Here is an 18,111-nt window from a genome sequence, read left to right as displayed (position 1 = left end):
TCTTTTTCAAGCAGCTTCTTAAGCTATGAGCTAAAGTTTGAGTTTTGCGCGTTGAAGCGAATCAAGCGAGATGTTTCAGTAAATTTAACTCTGAAGCAGATTTGGTATTTATTATTAGCCGTCTAGCTAAGACTAGGAATTCAAGGGTTTTGTTGCCGCATAGGTCTAGCCGATGGGAATGCAGTAAAGCAGCCGTGAGCTGGGGTTGGCAGCGAATCGGTTGATCCTCTTGTACCTGTCTAGCCTTAGGGACATTGTGAGTGTTGGGGCGGATCTGATTGCTCAAAATGAGCCCAAACTTCTGGCCATGCGGTACTTTGAGGATAGGTGAGCATTTTACGCTGTGCCCACTAGGGCTTGAAAGAGACGTTGGGGAGAAACCGCCGTGGCCAGCAAAATCGTTAACCAAGCGCTTCAGGCTTACCGGGCCGATTTGGATCATCTGCTGGAGCGGGTGCAGGCCCTGGCTACCAACATTAACAATCCTGATTTGCAGCGCACCACCCACAGCCTGCGCCGCAACATCAACGAGCCATTTTTGTTTGTGGTGGTGGGCGAGGTCAAGGCGGGCAAAAGCAGCTTCGTCAATGCCCTGCTCGACGCTGAGGTGTGCGCCACCGATATTGAGCCCTGCACCGACTCGATTCAGCAGATTATTTATGCTGAGCAAGAATTCGTCGAACAGGTAGAGCCTAACCTGCGCAAGATTGGGCGGCCCATCCCCATCCTGCAAGACATCTCGATTGTGGATACGCCGGGCACCAACACGGTGGTAGCCGAGCACCAGATTATTACCGAGCGCTACATTCCCAATAGCGACCTGACGTTCTTTGTGCTGTTTGCCAAAAACCCCTACCAGAAGAGCGCTTGGGACTTTTTAGATTTCGTCAGTGCTGAGTGGCGCAAAAAGGTGGTGTTTATTCTTCAGCAGGCAGATCTGCTGCGCCCCGCTGATTTGCAAACCAACATCGATCGCGTTAAAGAATACGCCTACCAGAAGCAGATCAAAGCCCCGATCATCTTTCCTACCTCGGCAGCGCTAGAGAATGAGGGCGACACCGCCAATAGCGGCTTTGAGCCGGTGCGCCAATACATTCAGGCGATGGTGTCGTCGGGGGAGAGCTACAAGATTAAGCTGCGATCGGTGAGCCAGACCACTCAGCAGATTATTGACCTGCTAAATAGTGATGTGGAAGCGCTGAGCCGTCAGCTGGTCGCCGATCGCGCCACATCCCAGAGCATTCGCTCTAAGATTGACGCGGGCCGGGGGCGATCGCGCTACGAAATCAACACCCTGGCCGACCGTCTGGCGGCCCGCTACGAAATCATTTCGGCTCGCATCAAGCGCGACTTTCGCGAGAGCCTGTCGGTACTGATGGTGATGCGGCGCTCCTTCGTCGGCATCTTTAACCAGAACGAGTCGATGCAGGCCTGGGTGGATGACTTTCAGGAGCGCTGCGCCCGCGACCTGCGCGAGTCGCTGGAAGAGGCCTCGAATGAGGGAGCGCAGCACTTTGTTGACGGCATTCGTCAGCTGTTTGACGGGCTCAACCAAGACCTGGAGAGCGTTAAAACCCAGCGCATTGAGAGCAGCCACATTTCGCTTAAGGTGCTGGAGCGTCGCCAGGAGGTGATCGAGAGCGTGATGGCGAAGGTTAAGAATCTGATGGCTGACCAGGGCCTAGGCGATGTGCTGTCTACCCAGGCGGGCGACATGGCCAACGAAATTGTCGGTGGGGCAATTATGGCGGTGGCGGGCACCATTCTGCACATCATTGAGTTTGCGGTCGCCGAGGCCATTCTTAGCGCCATTGGCATTGCCTTTGCCGGGGTGGGGGTGGTGGTGCTGGCGATCGGCATTCTCTGGCAGCGCAACCGCATTGTTGCCAAGTTTGAGCAGGCGCTAGACAGTGAGAAAGATCGCTTTCAGCAAGAGGTGGCCAGCCGCCTAAACGAAAAGCTGGGGCTGATCTACGAAGAAGTGGAGCGCATCTTTACCCAGTTCTATGACTATGTAGAGCGCGAGGAAGAGGCGGTGCAGCCGGTAATAGACCAATACACCGCGATTAAGCAAGAGGCGGCGGGGCTGTTTAGCTCAAAGGTGCTGGGTGAAGCAGGGGCAGAGAAGCGGTGATGACATCTGAACCCTCAAACTCCGTCGATATGGAAGCCTATGTGGACCTGATGGCCGCAGCGCTAGGACTGAGCCTCCCCGACGAGCTCAAAGCAGGGGTGGTGGCGAATGTGGAGCATATTTTTGCGATCGCCCAGCCCGTCCTCACGTTTCCCCTACCCGACACCGTAGAGAGCGCCGCCACCTTTGAGCCATGACCCAACCGCCTGATGCCCTGGCCTTGGCCGCTGCTATCAAAGCTGGGAGCCTATCTGCTGTGACTGTGTTGGAGGCAACTTTGGCGGATATTGCCCGGCGCAATCCAGCGCTCAACTGTTTTACGGCGGTGACGGCGGCAAGGGCGCGATCGCAGGCTCAGGCCATTGACGCTGCGATCGCCGTAGGCGAAGACCCCGGTCCTCTGGCCGGGGTTCCCTTTGCGGTCAAGAACCTGTTCGACGTTGAGGGCATCACCACCGTCGCCGGGGCCAAACTCAACCAGAGGAATCCCCCAGCGGCGCAGGATGCCACCGTTATTGCGCGATTGGAGCAGACCGGAGCAGTGCTGGTCGGCGCGCTGAACATGGATGAATACGCCTACGGCTTTGTCACCATCAACGCCCACTTTGGCACTACCCCCAACCCCCACGACCCTAGCCGGATAGCGGGCGGATCCTCGGGTGGGTCGGCGGCGGCGATCGCAGCGGGCCTGGTCCCCTTTACCCTGGGGTCCGACACCAATGGCTCGATTCGGGTGCCCGCCTCGCTGTGCGGGGTGTATGGGCTGAAGCCTACCTACGGCAGGCTGTCGCGAGCCGGAGCGTTTTTGTTTTCCAGCAGTTTGGATCATGTGGGGCCGCTGGCGCGATCGCTCTCCGATCTCGCCACCCTCTACGACATCATGCAGGGACCAGACCCCGTTGACCCCGTCTGTACCCAACGGTCCCCAGAACTCGTCGCCCCGTGTCTCAGCAAGGGTATTGAAGGCCTGCGAATCGCTCAATTGGGGGGGCACTTTGCGCGGGGAATGGAACCTCTCGTCCGGGACGTACTGGCTGAGGTAATCCAGTCCTTAGGAATTTCTGAGGTGGTGGAATTTCCTGAGACCCATCGGGCCAGGGCTGCTGCCTATATCATCACCGCCTGCGAGGGCAGCCAGCTGCATTTGGAACGCCTGCGGCAGAGCCCGATGGATTTTGATCCAGCGACGCGCGATCGCTTCCTCGCCGGAGCCATGCTTCCCACCGCCTGCTATGTGCAGGCTCAAAGGCTGCGGCGGTGGTACCGCGATCGCGTCCGCGAGGTCTTCCAAAACTACGATGTCCTCATCACCCCCACTACTCCCTGCGTGGCCCCGCCCCTCGACCAAACCACCCTGGAGATTGACGGCGAACTCTACCCCCTGCGGCCCCATCTAGGCTTCTACACCCAACCCCTTTCATTTATTGGCCTGCCGGTATTGTCAGTGCCTATTCACCGTCCGGGACAACTTCCCGTCGGCATTCAACTGATTGCCGCACCGTATCAAGAGGCGAATTTGTTTCGGGTGGCCGCGTGGTTGGAGAGTGAGGGAATGAGGGGATAGGAAAGATGAGGAGGTGAGGAAGAGGGAGTTCAAAGTGCAAAATTTTGAATTCTCAATTTTGAATTTTGAACTCATCCATCCCAGCCTTCAAAAAGCCACTCCGCGTCTACACCCTTTCTACTCCTCACCCTCCAACATCACCCTCGCCTCATGCAGCCGCTCCATGTGGTTATCCTCTAACACAGGAAAGGCCAGGTTGAGGGACTTTAGTTTTTGGCACACTAGGCTGGCCACCGCCAGACGGGTAAACCACTTGTTGTCGGCCGGAATAATGTGCCAGGGAGCCCAATCGGTGCTGGTGTGGCTAAACATGTCTTCGTAGGCGGCCATATAGTCTTTCCAATGGCCCCGTTCTTGCACATCAGCGATGGAAAATTTCCAGTTTTTTTCGGGGCGATCGATGCGTTCTAGAAACCGTTTTTTCTGTTCTTCCTTTGAGACGTTGAGAAAGAACTTCATCACCACGATGCCGTTGTTGACCAGGTATTTTTCGAAGTTGTTGATCTCCTCAAAGCGCTGCTGCCAAATATCTTTGCCCAAAGTGTTCTGGGGTAGCTGCTGCTGGTCTAGCAACGCAGGGTGCACCCGCACTATCAGCACCTCTTCGTAGTAAGAACGATTGAAAATGCCAATGTTGCCGCGCTCGGGCAGGGCTTTAAACGATCGCCACAGGTAGTCGTGATCGAGCTCTTCACTAGAGGGCTGCTTAAAGCTAAACACCTGGCAACCCTGGGGATTAACCCCCGACATCACATGTTTGATGGTGCTGTCTTTACCTGCGGCATCCATCGCCTGAAAAATCAGCAGCAGCGCGTAGGTGTTTTGGGCGTAGAGCACGTTTTGGTAGTCGGCCAGTTCTTCAACGCTCTGCTGCAAAAGCTCTTTAGCCGTTTTTTTACTAAATTCGCCCGTAAAGCTGGGGTCAAAGTCTTTGATCCTGACCCGGTGGCTGGGCTTAACCATCATCGAGTCTGGGTTGAGGGCAGCTAGAAACAATTTAGAGTCCATGGACAGGTGACCTAGTGGTAGTCTTTCCCAGAAGATGTGGTCTAAAGCATAACTAACCTGGGCTGAGCCCGCCCTCTATCTGTCTCAACCCTTAACCTATCGACTTGCACTGCGCCGCTGGTCTCATCCTGTCTTCCCAGGGATGGCTGGTATTACGTCAGAATTGGAAGACAGCAGGTAATCGGGGGTGACAGCAATGGCGGGGGCTTACTTTACCGGGTGCGCGGTGTGGGCGTTTAAGGACTGGGTCGGCAGCTTTTACCCGAAGGGCAGCAAGGCGGGGGATTTTTTGCGGCTGTACGGCGATCGCATGACCGCTGTCGAGGGCAATACCACCTTTTACTCCATGCCCGATGCCAAAACCGTCGATCGCTGGGCTACCACCATGCCCCCCGGCTTTCGGTTCTGCCCTAAGCTGCCCCGCGCTTTCTCTCACCAGGGCAAGCTGATGCCCTTTGTAGACGAGGCGCACCGCTTTCTACAAACCTTAATGCCTCTCGGAGATCGGCTGGGGCCACTGTTCATTCAGCTACCACCCACCTACAGCCCTGAGCAGCTGGCCGATCTGCGAGACTTTCTCACCCGCTGGCCTCGGCAAACTCATCCGATTGCTGTAGAAGTGCGCCACCTTGACTGGTTTGCCGAACCCCACAGCACCCGCCTAAACCAAATGCTGAGCAGCCTGGGCGTAGGCCGCGTGCTGCTAGATACCCGTCCCGTCTACGACTGTATCGACACCCTCGATGACGACCCCCAGATTGGCTCCGAGCGTAAGAAACCCAGGGTGCCGCTCCAGCCCGAGGTGACGGCTCCGTTCACAATCGTTCGCTACATCAGCCATCCCAACTTGGCTTATAACCAAACCTATTTCGATGAATGGGTGCCCCGGCTGCGCCAGTGGCTAGAGGCTGGTACCGACATATATTTCTTTGCCCACTGCCCCCAAGAGGCCAAGTCGCCAACGGTGGCCCGCGAGGTCTACCACCGGCTTCAGCAGGCTGGGGTTGCTTTACCCCCTCTGCTGTGGGATGTAGCCGAACAACAAAAAGCCGAGGAAGACAACTCCTCGGCTCAGCTCAGTTTGTTTGGATGAATAAATAAATGGCCCTGATTAGACGACAGCCCTAGCTATGGCTAGTCATTTTCCCAATCTTCGCGGCCCATGAGGTCGCCAACGCGATCGCGCAGCAAAAACCCTGAAGACTCTAGCTCGGTTTCCACCACGGCCCATTCGCGGGCGGGGATGTGGCGGCAAAGGGTATAAATCGGTTGCTGACGGCTAACCACACCCTTTTGAACCAGCTGTCGAGCTTCGTCACGAATAATATCGATGGAATAGTGGAGGGACTGAAGCATAGCTAAACCCAGTAACGACAGAGGAGCTGCAAAGGTAAAAGTCAAGTAAGCCAGACAAGAATCTTTAGATTCTGTGTTCTAGTTTACTGATACTTTTAAGGATTTGGCTAGCAGCTCTCACTTATTCTCGCCTTAATCCTCCACCGGCACCATTAACAAATGCTGTAATTTTCCCCTTAGCACACTCTCCAAGTGTGACGAGGCTGTAACATGCGATTTTTGCTTGGATACTATGCAGATATTGCATAGCGCGCTGCTAGCCTCCCTCTAAGCCTTCCCTCAGACCTGGCTTGAATTGCAGTGCCAGCGGCGTGACATTGCGACCCTTTAAATTTTCGGCATCGTCCGGCTCGGTTCGGTAGGCTAGATCTAGGGTCGCTACTGGCGGTGCCTGGGTTAGCGGCTGACCGCTCCCTTGCCTTAACCCAAGTCGTCGCTGGTGCTACCTGCGCCATCCACCCTCTACCGGGAGAATAGGTCGTGAGCGTAACCGACGAACTCTTTCACCGGGCCAACGATTTATGCCGCCGCCGCGCCTTCGAGCAGTGGCATCGGCGGCAGAGCAAGCAGCAAATTTTGCGATCGCAGGTCGGCTTTCAATCTTTGCCGCCCACGCGTCCTCAACCCTGCCAGGGCTGCACCAACTACCACGGCATCGCCTACGGCACCAGCCGCGCCAAGCGCTGTATGCTGGTGTGCGCAATCCATCCCCAGGGGTGGCAAGGGGGTGGGGTTTGTCCTGACTGGCGGGGGGAGTAGGGGCGTAGGGAAAGTTTTGAATTTTGAGTTTTGAATTTTGAACTTGGTCGGATGCAGCAACTCAAAACTAAGCACTCAAAACTCTCTACCTCTCCCTCAACACTCCCCGCAGCCGCTGACTCACCCCATCCACAGCAAAAGTCAGCACCACAAAAACGCTTAGCGTTATCATCACGCCGCTGTAGTCGAAGCTGCTGATCTGCTCGGTGAGCAAACGGCCTAGACCGCCGGCCCCCACCAGGCCCACAATCACGGTTTCGCGCAGGCAGACTTCCCAGCGGTAGAGAATGTAGGCCAGAAAGCGGCCCAGGTTTTGGGGCAAGATACCGTAGGCCACAATCGCACTGGGGCTGGCTCCTAGGGTGCTAAGGGCGCGAACGGGGCGATCGTCGAGATTTTCGTTCACCTCGGCCATCAGCCGGCCAAGAATGCCGAAGTTGTGCAGGGCGAGGGCTAGTGCTCCCGGCAGCACGCCAGGAAACAGCATGTAGAGCAGCACCAGCGCCCAGATCGGAGCGGGGATGGCGCGGCTGACCAGTAGCACAAGCCGACTTAAGCCCAGCAATATATAGGCCACCCAGGCAGATTCCCCCTGCTGCCCAACGGGACGCAGCAGCCCCCCCGGCAGCAAAAAGTTCTGGGCAGCGGGCAGCGAGAAGAGCATGCCGCCGAGCCCGGCCAGGGCGATCGCCACCATCGACATCGCCACCGTCAGCCAGGAGAGCTGAGCTAACTTCACCAGCTCAGCCCAGGTTGGCAGGGGCGGCCAGCCGGTGCTCAACAATTCACCCAAGAGGCGCTGGGTGCGGGCCGACCCCAGTACCCCCACATCTAGCCGCAGCCACCACCAGCTCAGCGGGATCGCCGCGATCGCCCCCACCCACGACAGCTTTAAGAATCCGTCTTGTCGCGGGGCTTGATGGGCAAGCCGAGAAGCAACTCCCGGTTTGCGGTTGATGTTGAGGCGGCTGGTGAAGCCCATGCGGCGACGCACTATGGCGCTCCAGGCATCGACTGCGCCATTGAGCACAATCAGCGCGTAGAACCCCGTCCACAGCTGCTCATAGCGCAGAGATTGCAGGCTGAGAAAAATCTCGTAGCCCAGGCCTCCGGCTCCGATAATTCCCAAAACGGCGGATGCCCTGAGGGAACATTCAAAGCGGTAAAAGGTGTAGGAGAGGAGGTTGGGTAGCGCCTGGGGCAGTAGCCCGTAGATAAAGGCGGCCAGCGGCGGCGTGCCAGCATTGAGCAGGGCGTGGAGCGGTTCGGGGGGCGTCTCATCCAAAATTTCTGAGAAGACTTTGGCGACGATCGCCCCAAAGGGAATCGCGATCGCCAACACCCCCACCAATGGGTTTAGCCCTAGTACTTGCAGCAGCACCAGCCCCCAGATCAGCTCGTGGATGGCGCGGGGAAAGGCCAGCAGCCCCCGCACCCCTAGCCACATACCTCGCCGCAGCCCCTCAGCCTTGCCAGGGAGAACCAACTGCCACCATACGGCTGAGGAAAGCAGCCCGCCTACCATCCCCAACCCCACGCTGAGGGTCGTGCCCAGCACCGCGTAGGCTAGGGTGACCAAGGCGGCGCGGCCCATGAGCACAACAAACTCGGGGCTGAGGTCGGGCTGCAGGCTGGCGGTCAAAAACTCTTGTAGCTGGGGCCACCCGCCCAGATTTATTAGGTCTATTCCTGGTCGCCCTAGCCCCGCCTGGTAGGCAGCCAGGCCCAGAGTCAGCAAAACCCCCAGAGCGCTGGCGGTTTTTGGGTTCCAGAGGCTCGGTCGCAGCGGTATGGTGATAGTCTGTTGGGTGTTAACCATGCTCAGGTCGTCACCCCGCTATGGATGTCATGTTCCAGACCCACGGTTTTCTTTCGCAAGATGCTTCTCTGCCCTCTGTAGACCAGCTGCTGCGCCCCATTACCTTGGGCGATGGCGACAGTTTCAGCGGCTATTTTACCGGAGTTGAGCTACCTGCCGTGGCCGGAGTGACCGGATTTACGGTAGATACAGAGGCGCTATCCCCAGTGCTGGCCCAGCAGTTCGACCAAGACATTTTGGGGGATATGGTCGAAATTTGGAACAATTTTGTCGAGTCAGGACAGTTGTGGGCGCTGCTCTTCGGTATTGTGCTGGGATATTTCATCCGCAACCTGACTGCTTTCTAAACCAGACCGCACAATAATGCAAACGCCCTCTCCCCAAACCTGGAGCCAGCGCTTTGAAACAGCGCTGCATCCTGCGATCGCGCTCTTTAACGCCAGCATTGGCTTCGACATCCAGCTGCTTGAGTACGACCTCACCGGCTCAGAAGCCCACGCCAAAATGCTGGTTAAAACAGAGATCATCAGCCCTGAGGAGGGTGAACAGATCGTCACCGGTTTAGAGACCATTCGCCAGGAGTACCGCCGGGGCGAGTTTAAGCCTGGGGTCGAGGCGGAGGACATCCACTTTGCCGTGGAGCGGCGGCTGACGGAGCTGATTGGTGATGTGGGCAAAAAGCTGCACACGGCCCGCAGCCGCAACGACCAGGTGGGCACCGACCTGCGCCTTTACCTGCGCGCCCAGATCGAGGCCATTCAGGGACAGCTGCGCCAGTACCAGCAGACCCTGCTGAGCATTGCCGAAGAACATGTGGAAACCCTGATTCCGGGCTATACCCACCTTCAGCGGGCGCAGCCGCTCAGTTTGGCTCACCACCTACTCGCTTACTTCGATATGGCCCAGCGCGACTGGGAGCGGCTCCACGACCTGCAAAAGCGGGTGAATATCTCGCCCCTGGGCTGCGGTGCTCTGGCGGGGACGACCTTCCCCATCGATCGCCAGTATGCCGCTGAATTGCTGGGGTTTGAGAAAGTCTACGGCAACAGTTTGGATGGGGTGAGCGATCGCGACTTTGCGATCGAGTTTGCCTGCGCCGCCAGCCTGATCATGGTGCATCTGTCGCGCCTCTCGGAAGAGATGATTCTCTGGGCGTCGGAGGAGTTTAGCTTTGTCACCCTCAACGACAGCTGCTCCACCGGCTCCAGCATTATGCCCCAGAAGAAAAACCCCGACGTGCCCGAGCTGGTGCGGGGCAAAACCGGCCGTGTCTTTGGCCATCTGCAGGGGCTGCTGGTGATGATGAAGGGTCTGCCTTTGGCCTACAACAAAGACCTGCAAGAGGACAAAGAGGCAATCTTCGATACGGTCAACACCGTGCGCGGCTGTGTGGAAGCCATGACCATCTTGCTGTCCGAAGGGGTCAACTTCCGGGTGCCCCGCCTGCGCCAGGCCGTGAACGAAGACTATTCCAACGCCACCGACGTAGCCGACTACCTAGCCACTAAGGGTGTGCCCTTCCGCGAGGCCTACAACCTAGTGGGCAAGGTGGTGAAGACGTCCCTGGCGGCAGGCAAGCTGCTGCGGGAGCTGACCCTGGCAGAATGGCAGGCCATTCACCCCGCCTTTGCAGACGACATCTACGCGGCGATCGCCCCTCAGCAGGTGGTCTCGGCCCGCAACAGCTACGGCGGCACCGGCTTTGACCAGGTGCACCAGGCAATCGCACGGGCAAACCAGACCCTAGGAGAAGGCTGATGATTAGCCTCTGCATGATCGTGAAGGACGAGGCCGCCACCCTGGCCCGCACGCTTGAGTCTGTGCAGGGCGTGGTGGGCGAGATCGTGGTCGTCGATACCGGATCGGTGGATAACACTGTGGCGATCGCCCAATCCCACGGAGCCAAAGTTCACCGCTTTGCCTGGGAAAACGATTTCGCCGCTGCCCGCAACGAATCGCTGCGCCATGCCACAGGGGACTGGGTGCTGGTGCTCGACGCCGACGAGGTGCTGCTGAGCGCAACCGCCCAGGTGCTGCAACAGCTCGACCAGGGACAACCTCTGGGAGATATTGCTGCCGAAGACGTGCTGGCCGTGAACCTGCTGCGCCTGGAGCTGGGTGCTCCCCAGGCACCCTACACGCTGATCACCCGCTGCTTTCGCCGCTTGCCCGAGATCACCTTCAACCGCCCCTACCACGAAACTGTGGACGACAGTGTAGCGGCGCTGCAAGCGCAGGCTGCTCGCTGGCAGGTGGTTACCCTGGGCGAGGTAGCCATTCACCACACCGGCTATGACCCGGCTGTCGTCGTAGAGCGGGGCAAGTTCGATCGCGCCCGCACCGCCATGGAGGGCTACCTGGCAGAGCATCCCAACGACGGCTACCTGCTGAATAAACTGGCGGCCCTCTACGTCGAGTCTAACCAGGCTGAACTGGCCCTGCCACTACTCAACCGCGCCCTAGCTCAGGCCGACACCTTGGACGAATTGACCTGCTACGAGCTGCACTACCACCGCGCCCTAGCTCTAGCCGACCGACCCACCCAGGCCGCCAGCGACTACGAAGCCGCCCTAGCCTTGGCCGTCCCCCCCATGCTCAAGCTGGGCGCTTGGATCAACTACGGCAGCCTGAAAAAGGCCCAGGGCGATCTAGAGGGGGCAATTGAATTGTTTCAAAAGGCGATTGAGGCCGACCCCACCCTGGCGATCGCCCACTATAACCTGGGCACCGCCCACCGCAACCGAGGCTATTTAGATGAGGCGATCGCCGCCTACCGCCAGGCGATCGCCCTCAACCCCAACTATGCTGAAGCACACCAAAACCTGGGGGTAGCCCTGTTTAAGCTGGGGCAGTTGCCTGAGGCGCTGCAGGCCTTTAAGCAAGCGATCGCCCTTTATGAGGTTACCGACCCTGCTACGGCTGCCGGCCTGCGCAGAGGAGTCAGCGCTTTGGGCATCTCACCCCTATTGCTGGCTCAGGCGGGCTTTATGTAGGTGTAGCGCCACTGAAAATTCGCTGGAGTGAGTACCAAGAGATGAAGAAATTGCCAGCACAGAGGTGACTTTGTGCTGGAGTGTAGGTTTGATCTGGAAATCACGAACGCCTAGCGGCGATCGCCGGCTTCGTGCCATTTCTACTTGGAGTAGCGGTTGTCGTTCCAGTCAAAGTTAGGGCCTGCCTGGGCTGAGCCAGGATTGTGGGTTTTCTTCCACGAGACCTCAGAGCCGTAGGTGCCGGGCCGCCAGTAGTGGCTATGGTCAGGGTCAGCGGTGGCGGTCACGTCAGGAGCATCGTTGCGGTAGCGGGTGCGGTGCGATGTCTCTTGAGCCGGGGCTGTGGGTGGTTGGTCGCCACGACGGCCAAGCAGGGACCGCAGGCGATTGATCGCTCCATCCCAACTGAGGTCGGGTTGCTTCAGCAGATCGCGTAGGGCATTGAGGGCAACACTGGCCGCGTCGTCTTGCTTGTTGTGTAGCGGCTCAGACGCTCGAATCGGATCGACCTGCACAGCAGCAAAGGCTTGGCGAACTGCGCTTTTAATCTGGTTATGAAGTTCTCGCTTGGCCTTTTCATACTGAAGCTGCCGACCCTTCTCACTGGAAGCGTAGAGCGAGGGCAAGCGGTTAAGGGCATAGGTTTCAACTTCTACCCGCTTGAGATACTTCAGCATGCGGGGCTGCATGGTTTTGACCTGCTTTTCTACCTCTTCGGTGACGAGCAGTTCCATCACATTCATGTAGGTATGTCTTGGAACGTCGTGATCAATTTTCATAGGGAACCACACTTGCTATTGAATGAATCGGTGCAAAGCCAGAAAACTCTGGTTTGCCATAAAGATGCTCCTGCTTAGTCACTCGTTGCCGAAACCACAAATCAAATTAGGTGTGACAGATGATAGCTGCACTGAATGGCGTACCGCCCTAGCAACAGTATGCCCAAATAGATTCCGGGAACCTACTGAAGAATATCTGAGCCTCTATACTAACCTTGCCAGTGAAAATGCCCATAGGGCTATATTGCCAAACCCCGATAAAGCCGCGCAACCGTAGCCCTTCAAAATGTTGCGGCTTGTTTCAAAGGTTTATATCCCAGGGAAAGGGGAGGGCCGCTTTCCCTGGGTGTTGGGTAGCCTAGACCTTTAGCAGGTCGGCGTTGAGTCGTTTAAAGGCGAGCCGCTCATTCTCGACATCCACATAGATGGTGTCGCCTTCGCCAAACTCACCTCGTAGGATCGACTTGGCAATTTGAGTTTCGAGCTCGCGCTGGATGGCGCGCTTCAGCGGGCGCGCTCCGTAGACGGGGTCGTAGCCCACTTCCGCCAGAAAATCGAGGGCCGATTCGCTCAGCTTCACCGCCATCTTGCGGTCTTCGAGCCGGACTTCAAGCCGAGCAACTTGCAGTTTGACAATTTCCCGCAGTTGCGACTTGAGCAATCCGTGGAAGATGATCATTTCATCGACTCGGTTGAGAAACTCGGGCCGGAAGTTGCCTCGCAGGGCATCCATCACCCGCGATTTCATCTCGTCGTACTTGGCGTCGTCGCCGGCCACGTCAAGAATGAACTGAGAGCCGATGTTGCTGGTCATGATGATGATGGAGTTTTTGAAGTCCACCGTGCGACCTTGGGCATCGGTGACGCGGCCATCGTCAAGAATTTGCAGCATGACGTTAAATACGTCGGGGTGAGCCTTCTCGATCTCGTCGAACAGAATCACCGCAAAGGGGCGGCGGCGAATCGCCTCGGTAAGCTGACCGCCTTCGTCATAGCCGACATAGCCCGGAGGCGCACCGATCAGGCGTGAGACGGCGTGCTTCTCCATGTATTCAGACATGTCGATGCGCACCAGGGCCTCTTCGGTGTCGAACAGGTAGGCGGCTAGAGCCTTAGCCAACTCGGTCTTGCCGACGCCGGTAGGGCCGAGGAAGATGAAGCTGGCGATCGGACGGTTGGGGTCGGCGAGGCCAGCCCGCGATCGCTGAATCGCATCAGCCACCGCCGTTACCGCTTCCTCCTGGCCGATTACCCGCTGGTGCAGTTCGTCTTCGAGCAGCAGGAGCTTCTGCATCTCCGACTGCACTAGCTTGCTGACCGGAATGCCCGTCCACTTAGAGATAATTTCAGCGATGTCTGCTTCAGTCACCTCTTCGCGCAGCAGGGTTTTGCCGGTGGTTTGGGTGTCAGCTAGCTGGGTTTCAGCGGTTTCAAGCTGGCGCTGCAACTCGGTGAGCTTGCCGTACTTGAGTTCGGCGGCCCGGTTGAGGTCGTAGTCGCGCTCGGCCTGCTGAATTTCAATGTTGACCTGGTCAATCGCTTCTTTGATCGACTGAATGTTGTCGATGGTGTCTTTCTCCGACTGCCATTGAGCATTCAGGGCGCTCTGCTGCTCCTTGAGGTCGGCCAGCTCCTTTTCAATCCGCTCCAGGCGCTCCATAGAGGCCGCGTCGACTTCTTTTTTCAGCGACAGCCGCTCCATTTCGAGCTGAAGAATTTTGCGATCGACCTCATCCAGCTCTTCGGGCTTAGAGGTAATCTCCATCTTCAACTTGGCGGCGGCTTCATCCACTAGGTCGATGGCCTTGTCGGGCAGGAAGCGGTCTGAAATGTAGCGGGTCGAGAGGGTGGCGGCAGCTACCAGGGCGCTGTCGGAGATTTTGACCCCGTGGTGCACCTCGTAACGTTCTTTCAGGCCGCGCAGAATGGAGATAGTGTCGGGCACAGTGGGCTGATCGACGTAGACCTGCTGGAAGCGGCGCTCTAGGGCAGCGTCTTTTTCAATGTATTTGCGGTATTCGTCTAGCGTCGTCGCGCCGATGCAGCGCAGCTCACCCCGAGCCAGCATAGGCTTGAGCAGGTTGCCCGCATCCATAGCCCCCTGAGTGGCCCCGGCCCCCACTACAGTGTGAATCTCGTCGATGAAGAGAACGATCTGCCCTTCGGAATCAGTGACTTCTTTGAGCACCGACTTGAGGCGTTCTTCAAACTCGCCGCGATACTTAGCCCCGGCAATTAGGGCGCCCATATCGAGGGCGATCAGCTGGCGGTCTTTGAGGGATTGGGGCACGTCGCCGCTGACAATGCGCTGGGCTAAACCTTCAGCGATCGCAGTCTTACCCACCCCCGGTTCACCGATCAGCACCGGGTTATTTTTGGTGCGCCGCGAGAGAATTTGGATGGTGCGACGAATCTCATCGTCGCGGCCAATCACCGGGTCGAGCTTGCCTCTCCGGGCGGCGTCGGTGAGGTCGCGCCCATATTTCTCAAGGGATTGATACTTGCCTTCGGGATTTTGGTCGGTCACTTTTTGGGTGCCTCGAATATCTTGAATCGCCTGCTTGAGCTTGGCTTCGCTCAAGCCCAAATCTTGAAACAGCGCTTTACCGAAGCGGGTGTCGCCAGGGTAAGCCAAAATCAGGTGCTCGATAGAAATATATTCGTCACCGTAGTCTTTTTTGTAGCGGTCGGCGCGATCGAGCAGGGCATCGAGGGATTTGCCCAAGTATACCGATGAGCCACTGCCCGAGACCTTAGGCTGACTGTTGATAAAGGCTTCGGTGCGATCGCGCAGCACCTGCCCGTTCATCCCCAGCTTGGCAAAAATGCTGCTGGCCAAACCATCTTGATCGAGCAGCGCCAGCATCAGGTGGTCGCTCTCGATCTGCTGCTGCTGGGCCTGCTTGGCAATATCCTGCGATCGCACAATGGCATCCCAGGCTTTTTCAGTAAATTGGCTTTGGGTGGGTTGCATAGGCTTCGCTCTCTCGAGTTACTCCATAGGAATCTCTGTATGGTTGCATTGTATGAAGAGTGGCCCATCCAGCAGGATCGGTGTTCACGATTGTTCTCAGGCGGGTTGCCGTCTCCAGCTTGAATCCCAGCTTCTATGTAATCCCAAGTGAATCGCAAAAATCTGTAGGGTAGGCATCTTGCCTGCACGGGCAAGATACTTTTGTTCTCGGATCTGTGTTCCTCAAAAAAACTAGGGTTCAGAATCTTGAGCGATTCTGAACCCTAATGAGCAGTGCCGTTCAAGGGCGACTAGCTTCGGTTAATAACTGGCGCGATCGCCCTACCAGGGCCGCCAGTTGCCCCAGTCTTCGTTAAAGATCGAGGTATTCGGGAACTGCACCGGGTTGCCGCTGCTCTGCAACTCGGTCCGCAGCTGGTCGAGCAGGGGCTCGTAGCTGGGTAGGTCATCCACTAGCTCGTAGGGCAGCACCCCGTTGCGCAGCGAGAAGTCGATGGAGTGAGCCGCAGCGGCCCCTACCGACCATTCAAAGGAATGCACTCGGTAAGCGGCGGCGGCGCTGTAGCTAGCGGCGATGCTCTTGCTGGCTACCAGCATGTTGTCTACCCGCTGGGGAATCATCGCCCGCAGGGGAATTTGGGCAGGGTAGGCCTGGCCGTGGGCCTGACGCACGCCGGGGCGCTCGATGTTGCCGGGAGCCTCTGCCGGGTAGTCAGCCATGCAGGGGTGAAAGTCGATCGCATACTGGGCAATGCCCACGGTGTCGGGGTAGAGGCGCGATCGCGCTCGAATCGGGAACGTATTCGGGTCAGCATCGGGCTCAAAGGTATCTATCGTTCCTAGACCAGCCAGATAGCGACGCAGGGACGTATAGGTATCCTCATCCAGGTTCTCTCGGTAGAACTCAGCGGTAAAATCGTTCCACGAAAAGTCGACCTCGCTGATCATGAACCCGTTTTCGTAACCGTAGGAGGGCCGACCAATAATCCGCCTCGCCTCGCGAATGTAGGGATACTTCGACAGGCCGTGGGCCGTATTCATTGGCGAATCTAGCCCAGTCAGGTAGCGGTTATAGGGCTCAGGCTCCTTCCAAGAATCGTCAATCTGCGAGTCGGTGGTGCCGGTGGTCAGCCAATAGAAAAAGCCGATCGCATTCTCTTCACCCTTGCGCAGAGTGTCGGCCCGCAGACCCCCCAGCCAGCCGCCCGGCTCTAGCTGACCACTGGCCGCCAGCTGGTCTTCGGTCAAAATCAGGTTATCCAGCTCGGTGCCGGGGCGGTAGTCGTTACCCCAGGTCCAGTTCTGCATCGAGATGTCGCCCACACCTGGACGAGGTACCCCAGAGATTTTCGCCTCAGTTTGGGGCGAGGCATTCCACAGGCGGCGGTAGGTAAAGACAAAGTCGAAGTGGTCTTGGGCCGTTTTCAGCGAGTCGCGCTCGCGCTCCCAGCTGTAGTAGGGCGCATAGGTGCTGTAAAACTCAGGAATATCGTAGGTCTGCGGCTCGGCGGTGCGCTCCATGGCAAAGGTGTAGGTAAAGCCCTGGGTGCAGTAGGGGTCGCGCTCTTGCACGGGCGACGAAGGGTTGAGGGGCGACCTTGGGTCTAACCCCAGCTCGTAGGGCACATTGGCCAGGGCGATCAGCTCGCCGGTCTCGGTGGCCTCAACCACAAACCAGTCCACTTTGCTATCGGGGGCATTTTCTACCCGCTCTAGCTCGATGCCAGCGGGCACAAACTGAATAATCTCCTTTGACAGGCGGGCTGAGTCGTCGTAGGTGTAGGCGTCTTCAATAATTTCGGAGAGAAAGTCGGTGTTGAGGGGTGCGGTGCCCGGTGCGGGGCTGTGGCGAATCGCGACGACCTCTTCAATCTGGGTGCCATCGGCGCTCAGGCTCAGGTCTTTGACCACCGTATTGGGAAACCACTTGAGTTCGCCGCCGCCCTTGCGCTCGGCTTCGGCCAGCATTTCCATCAAGATGGCGTTGGCATCGGCGGGCAAGAAGCAGGAGGCACTCACCCAACAGCCGCCGGGGTTGAGCTTGCCGTATTTGCGCTCGACGCGATCGCGCAACTCCTTGTACCCCCGCGAATAAAACAGCTGCCGCCGCTGCTCCCGTGACTCATCCAGTGCCGTGGTGCCCTGGGATGAGATCTGCCCCCCTACCCAGTCGGTCAGCTCGGTCATGCAGACCGTGTGGCCCATCATCAGGCTTTCGTAGGCGGTTGCGGTACCGGCGAGGCCACCGCCAACAATCAGCAGCTCGCACTCTACGACCTCGTCAGGAGTTTGGGGCAGCTGGGCCACGCGGGGCGACACTGACTCCTGGGCCTGGGCGTTGCCGATTGGGAAAGGAATGGAACCGGCAACCAGCGTTGAGGCTAAAAGGGGAGCCGTTAGGGCGCGAAAAAAGCGTTTCATAGCAAACCAAAGGGGGCGTATCGATTGCACCCTCTAGCTTATCGGCTGTTTGTAAGGTTCGGCTATAGGTGGCGAGAGGTTCGGCATCGATAAAGGTGAATGTAGAGATGTGGCACGCACCTAACTGTAGACAGATTTCATTTTGTAGAGATATTACGTGTTGCAAAACACTTTTACCGTTAGCCCCCTAGAGCAGTTTTGCTTGATTAAGCTTGCAGTATGCAAACTCGTAGTGAGTATGACTTAATACCTACTCAAGTTTGTGAACCCGACTAGTACTCAGTCAAACTCCAGCCATGCTGGG

14 protein-coding genes are annotated in these 18,111 nt (G+C 57.6%); 8 read left to right on the top strand and 6 right to left on the bottom strand.

All coding sequences use genetic code 11. The annotated features are described in order from the left end of the window. The first annotated feature begins 385 nt into the window (after window positions 1-385). Genes H6F75_RS21895 through H6F75_RS21885 form a run of 3 tightly spaced genes read left to right on the top strand, consistent with a single transcriptional unit; the run spans window position 386 to window position 3,698 of the window. A complete protein-coding gene (locus H6F75_RS21895; RefSeq protein ID WP_190754562.1) occupies window positions 386-2,134 on the top strand; it encodes a dynamin family protein in 1,749 nt (582 codons plus the stop codon). Then, entirely contained in the window at window positions 2,134-2,331 is a 198-nt protein-coding gene (locus H6F75_RS21890; RefSeq protein ID WP_190754561.1) for a DUF4089 domain-containing protein, read from the top strand. The genes H6F75_RS21895 and H6F75_RS21890 overlap by 1 nt, the downstream gene beginning before the upstream one ends. Next, window positions 2,328-3,698: an AtzE family amidohydrolase gene (locus H6F75_RS21885; protein WP_190754560.1), complete on the top strand. Its 1,371-nt coding sequence runs from the start codon at window positions 2,328-2,330 to the stop codon at window positions 3,696-3,698. Before H6F75_RS21890 ends, H6F75_RS21885 begins: the two co-directional genes overlap by 4 nt. A 117-nt stretch (window positions 3,699-3,815) precedes the next feature. On the opposite strand, the gene H6F75_RS21880 is transcribed toward H6F75_RS21885, so the two are convergent. After that, window positions 3,816-4,706: a polyphosphate kinase 2 family protein gene (locus tag H6F75_RS21880; RefSeq protein WP_190754559.1), complete on the bottom strand. Its 891-nt coding sequence runs from the start codon at window positions 4,704-4,706 to the stop codon at window positions 3,816-3,818. Window positions 4,707-4,902: 196 nt separating this feature from the next. On the opposite strand from H6F75_RS21880, the gene H6F75_RS21875 reads away from it, so the two are divergent. After that, on the top strand, window positions 4,903-5,799 hold the full coding sequence (locus tag H6F75_RS21875; RefSeq protein WP_190754590.1) for a DUF72 domain-containing protein: 897 nt from the start codon (window positions 4,903-4,905) through the stop codon (window positions 5,797-5,799). A 41-nt stretch (window positions 5,800-5,840) separates the two neighbouring features. Here the strand turns inward: H6F75_RS21875 and H6F75_RS21870 are convergent, their stop codons facing one another. After that, window positions 5,841-6,062: a DUF4327 family protein gene (locus tag H6F75_RS21870; protein WP_190754558.1), complete on the bottom strand. Its 222-nt coding sequence runs from the start codon at window positions 6,060-6,062 to the stop codon at window positions 5,841-5,843. Window positions 6,063-6,542: 480 nt separating this feature from the next. On the opposite strand from H6F75_RS21870, the gene H6F75_RS21865 reads away from it, so the two are divergent. Beyond that, entirely contained in the window at window positions 6,543-6,821 is a 279-nt protein-coding gene (locus H6F75_RS21865) for a hypothetical protein (protein WP_190754557.1), read from the top strand. Between the two features lie 85 nt (window positions 6,822-6,906). On the opposite strand, the gene H6F75_RS21860 is transcribed toward H6F75_RS21865, so the two are convergent. Continuing rightward, on the bottom strand, window positions 6,907-8,640 hold the full coding sequence (locus H6F75_RS21860) for an ABC transporter permease subunit (RefSeq protein WP_190754556.1): 1,734 nt from the start codon (window positions 8,638-8,640) through the stop codon (window positions 6,907-6,909). Between the two features lie 20 nt (window positions 8,641-8,660). On the opposite strand from H6F75_RS21860, the gene H6F75_RS27815 reads away from it, so the two are divergent. Genes H6F75_RS27815 through H6F75_RS21845 form a run of 3 tightly spaced genes read left to right on the top strand, consistent with a single transcriptional unit; the run spans window position 8,661 to window position 11,633 of the window. After that, window positions 8,661-8,987 (top strand): hypothetical protein, encoded by a 327-nt coding sequence (locus H6F75_RS27815; protein ID WP_199304071.1) that lies wholly within the window; start codon window positions 8,661-8,663, stop codon window positions 8,985-8,987. Between the two features lie 16 nt (window positions 8,988-9,003). Then, window positions 9,004-10,398, top strand: a complete 1,395-nt coding sequence (argH, locus tag H6F75_RS21850; RefSeq protein ID WP_190754555.1) for an argininosuccinate lyase — start codon at window positions 9,004-9,006, stop codon at window positions 10,396-10,398. Further along, a complete protein-coding gene (locus H6F75_RS21845; protein ID WP_190754554.1) occupies window positions 10,398-11,633 on the top strand; it encodes a tetratricopeptide repeat protein in 1,236 nt (411 codons plus the stop codon). Before argH ends, H6F75_RS21845 begins: the two co-directional genes overlap by 1 nt. Before the next feature lie 140 nt (window positions 11,634-11,773). Here the strand turns inward: H6F75_RS21845 and H6F75_RS21840 are convergent, their stop codons facing one another. The 3 genes from H6F75_RS21840 to H6F75_RS21830 all read right to left on the bottom strand — a co-directional run bounded on the left by H6F75_RS21840 (window position 11,774) and on the right by H6F75_RS21830 (window position 17,807). Further along, a complete protein-coding gene (locus H6F75_RS21840) occupies window positions 11,774-12,412 on the bottom strand; it encodes a late competence development ComFB family protein (RefSeq protein WP_190754553.1) in 639 nt (212 codons plus the stop codon). 358 nt (window positions 12,413-12,770) lie between these two features. Continuing rightward, a complete protein-coding gene (gene clpB, locus H6F75_RS21835) occupies window positions 12,771-15,386 on the bottom strand; it encodes an ATP-dependent chaperone ClpB (protein WP_190754552.1) in 2,616 nt (871 codons plus the stop codon). A 321-nt stretch (window positions 15,387-15,707) separates the two neighbouring features. Then, a complete protein-coding gene (locus H6F75_RS21830; RefSeq protein ID WP_190754551.1) occupies window positions 15,708-17,807 on the bottom strand; it encodes an FAD-dependent oxidoreductase in 2,100 nt (699 codons plus the stop codon). Window positions 17,808-18,111: the final 304 nt, after the last annotated feature.

It is taken from the genome of Nodosilinea sp. FACHB-131, from assembly GCF_014695395.1.
Classification (GTDB): Bacteria; Cyanobacteriota; Cyanobacteriia; order Phormidesmidales; family Phormidesmidaceae; genus Nodosilinea.
The sequence above is the reverse complement of the archived record's forward strand: the minus strand, read 5'-3'. Positions and strand labels throughout refer to the sequence as shown.

What these genes read in the sequence shown, in the direction of transcription:
- H6F75_RS21890 (WP_190754561.1), top strand. Translation starts at nt 2,134, where the DNA reads ATGACATCTGAACCCTCAAACTCCGTCGATATGGAAGCCTATGTGGAC.
- H6F75_RS21885 (WP_190754560.1), top strand. Translation starts at nt 2,328, where the DNA reads ATGACCCAACCGCCTGATGCCCTGGCCTTGGCCGCTGCTATCAAAGCT.
- H6F75_RS21880 (WP_190754559.1), bottom strand. Translation starts at nt 4,706, where the DNA reads ATGGACTCTAAATTGTTTCTAGCTGCCCTCAACCCAGACTCGATGATG.
- H6F75_RS21875 (WP_190754590.1), top strand. Translation starts at nt 4,903, where the DNA reads ATGGCGGGGGCTTACTTTACCGGGTGCGCGGTGTGGGCGTTTAAGGAC.
- H6F75_RS21870 (WP_190754558.1), bottom strand. Translation starts at nt 6,062, where the DNA reads ATGCTTCAGTCCCTCCACTATTCCATCGATATTATTCGTGACGAAGCT.
- H6F75_RS21860 (WP_190754556.1), bottom strand. Translation starts at nt 8,640, where the DNA reads ATGGTTAACACCCAACAGACTATCACCATACCGCTGCGACCGAGCCTC.
- H6F75_RS27815 (WP_199304071.1), top strand. Translation starts at nt 8,661, where the DNA reads ATGGATGTCATGTTCCAGACCCACGGTTTTCTTTCGCAAGATGCTTCT.
- argH (WP_190754555.1), top strand. Translation starts at nt 9,004, where the DNA reads ATGCAAACGCCCTCTCCCCAAACCTGGAGCCAGCGCTTTGAAACAGCG.
- H6F75_RS21845 (WP_190754554.1), top strand. Translation starts at nt 10,398, where the DNA reads ATGATTAGCCTCTGCATGATCGTGAAGGACGAGGCCGCCACCCTGGCC.
- H6F75_RS21840 (WP_190754553.1), bottom strand. Translation starts at nt 12,412, where the DNA reads ATGAAAATTGATCACGACGTTCCAAGACATACCTACATGAATGTGATG.
- clpB (WP_190754552.1), bottom strand. Translation starts at nt 15,386, where the DNA reads ATGCAACCCACCCAAAGCCAATTTACTGAAAAAGCCTGGGATGCCATT.
- H6F75_RS21830 (WP_190754551.1), bottom strand. Translation starts at nt 17,807, where the DNA reads ATGAAACGCTTTTTTCGCGCCCTAACGGCTCCCCTTTTAGCCTCAACG.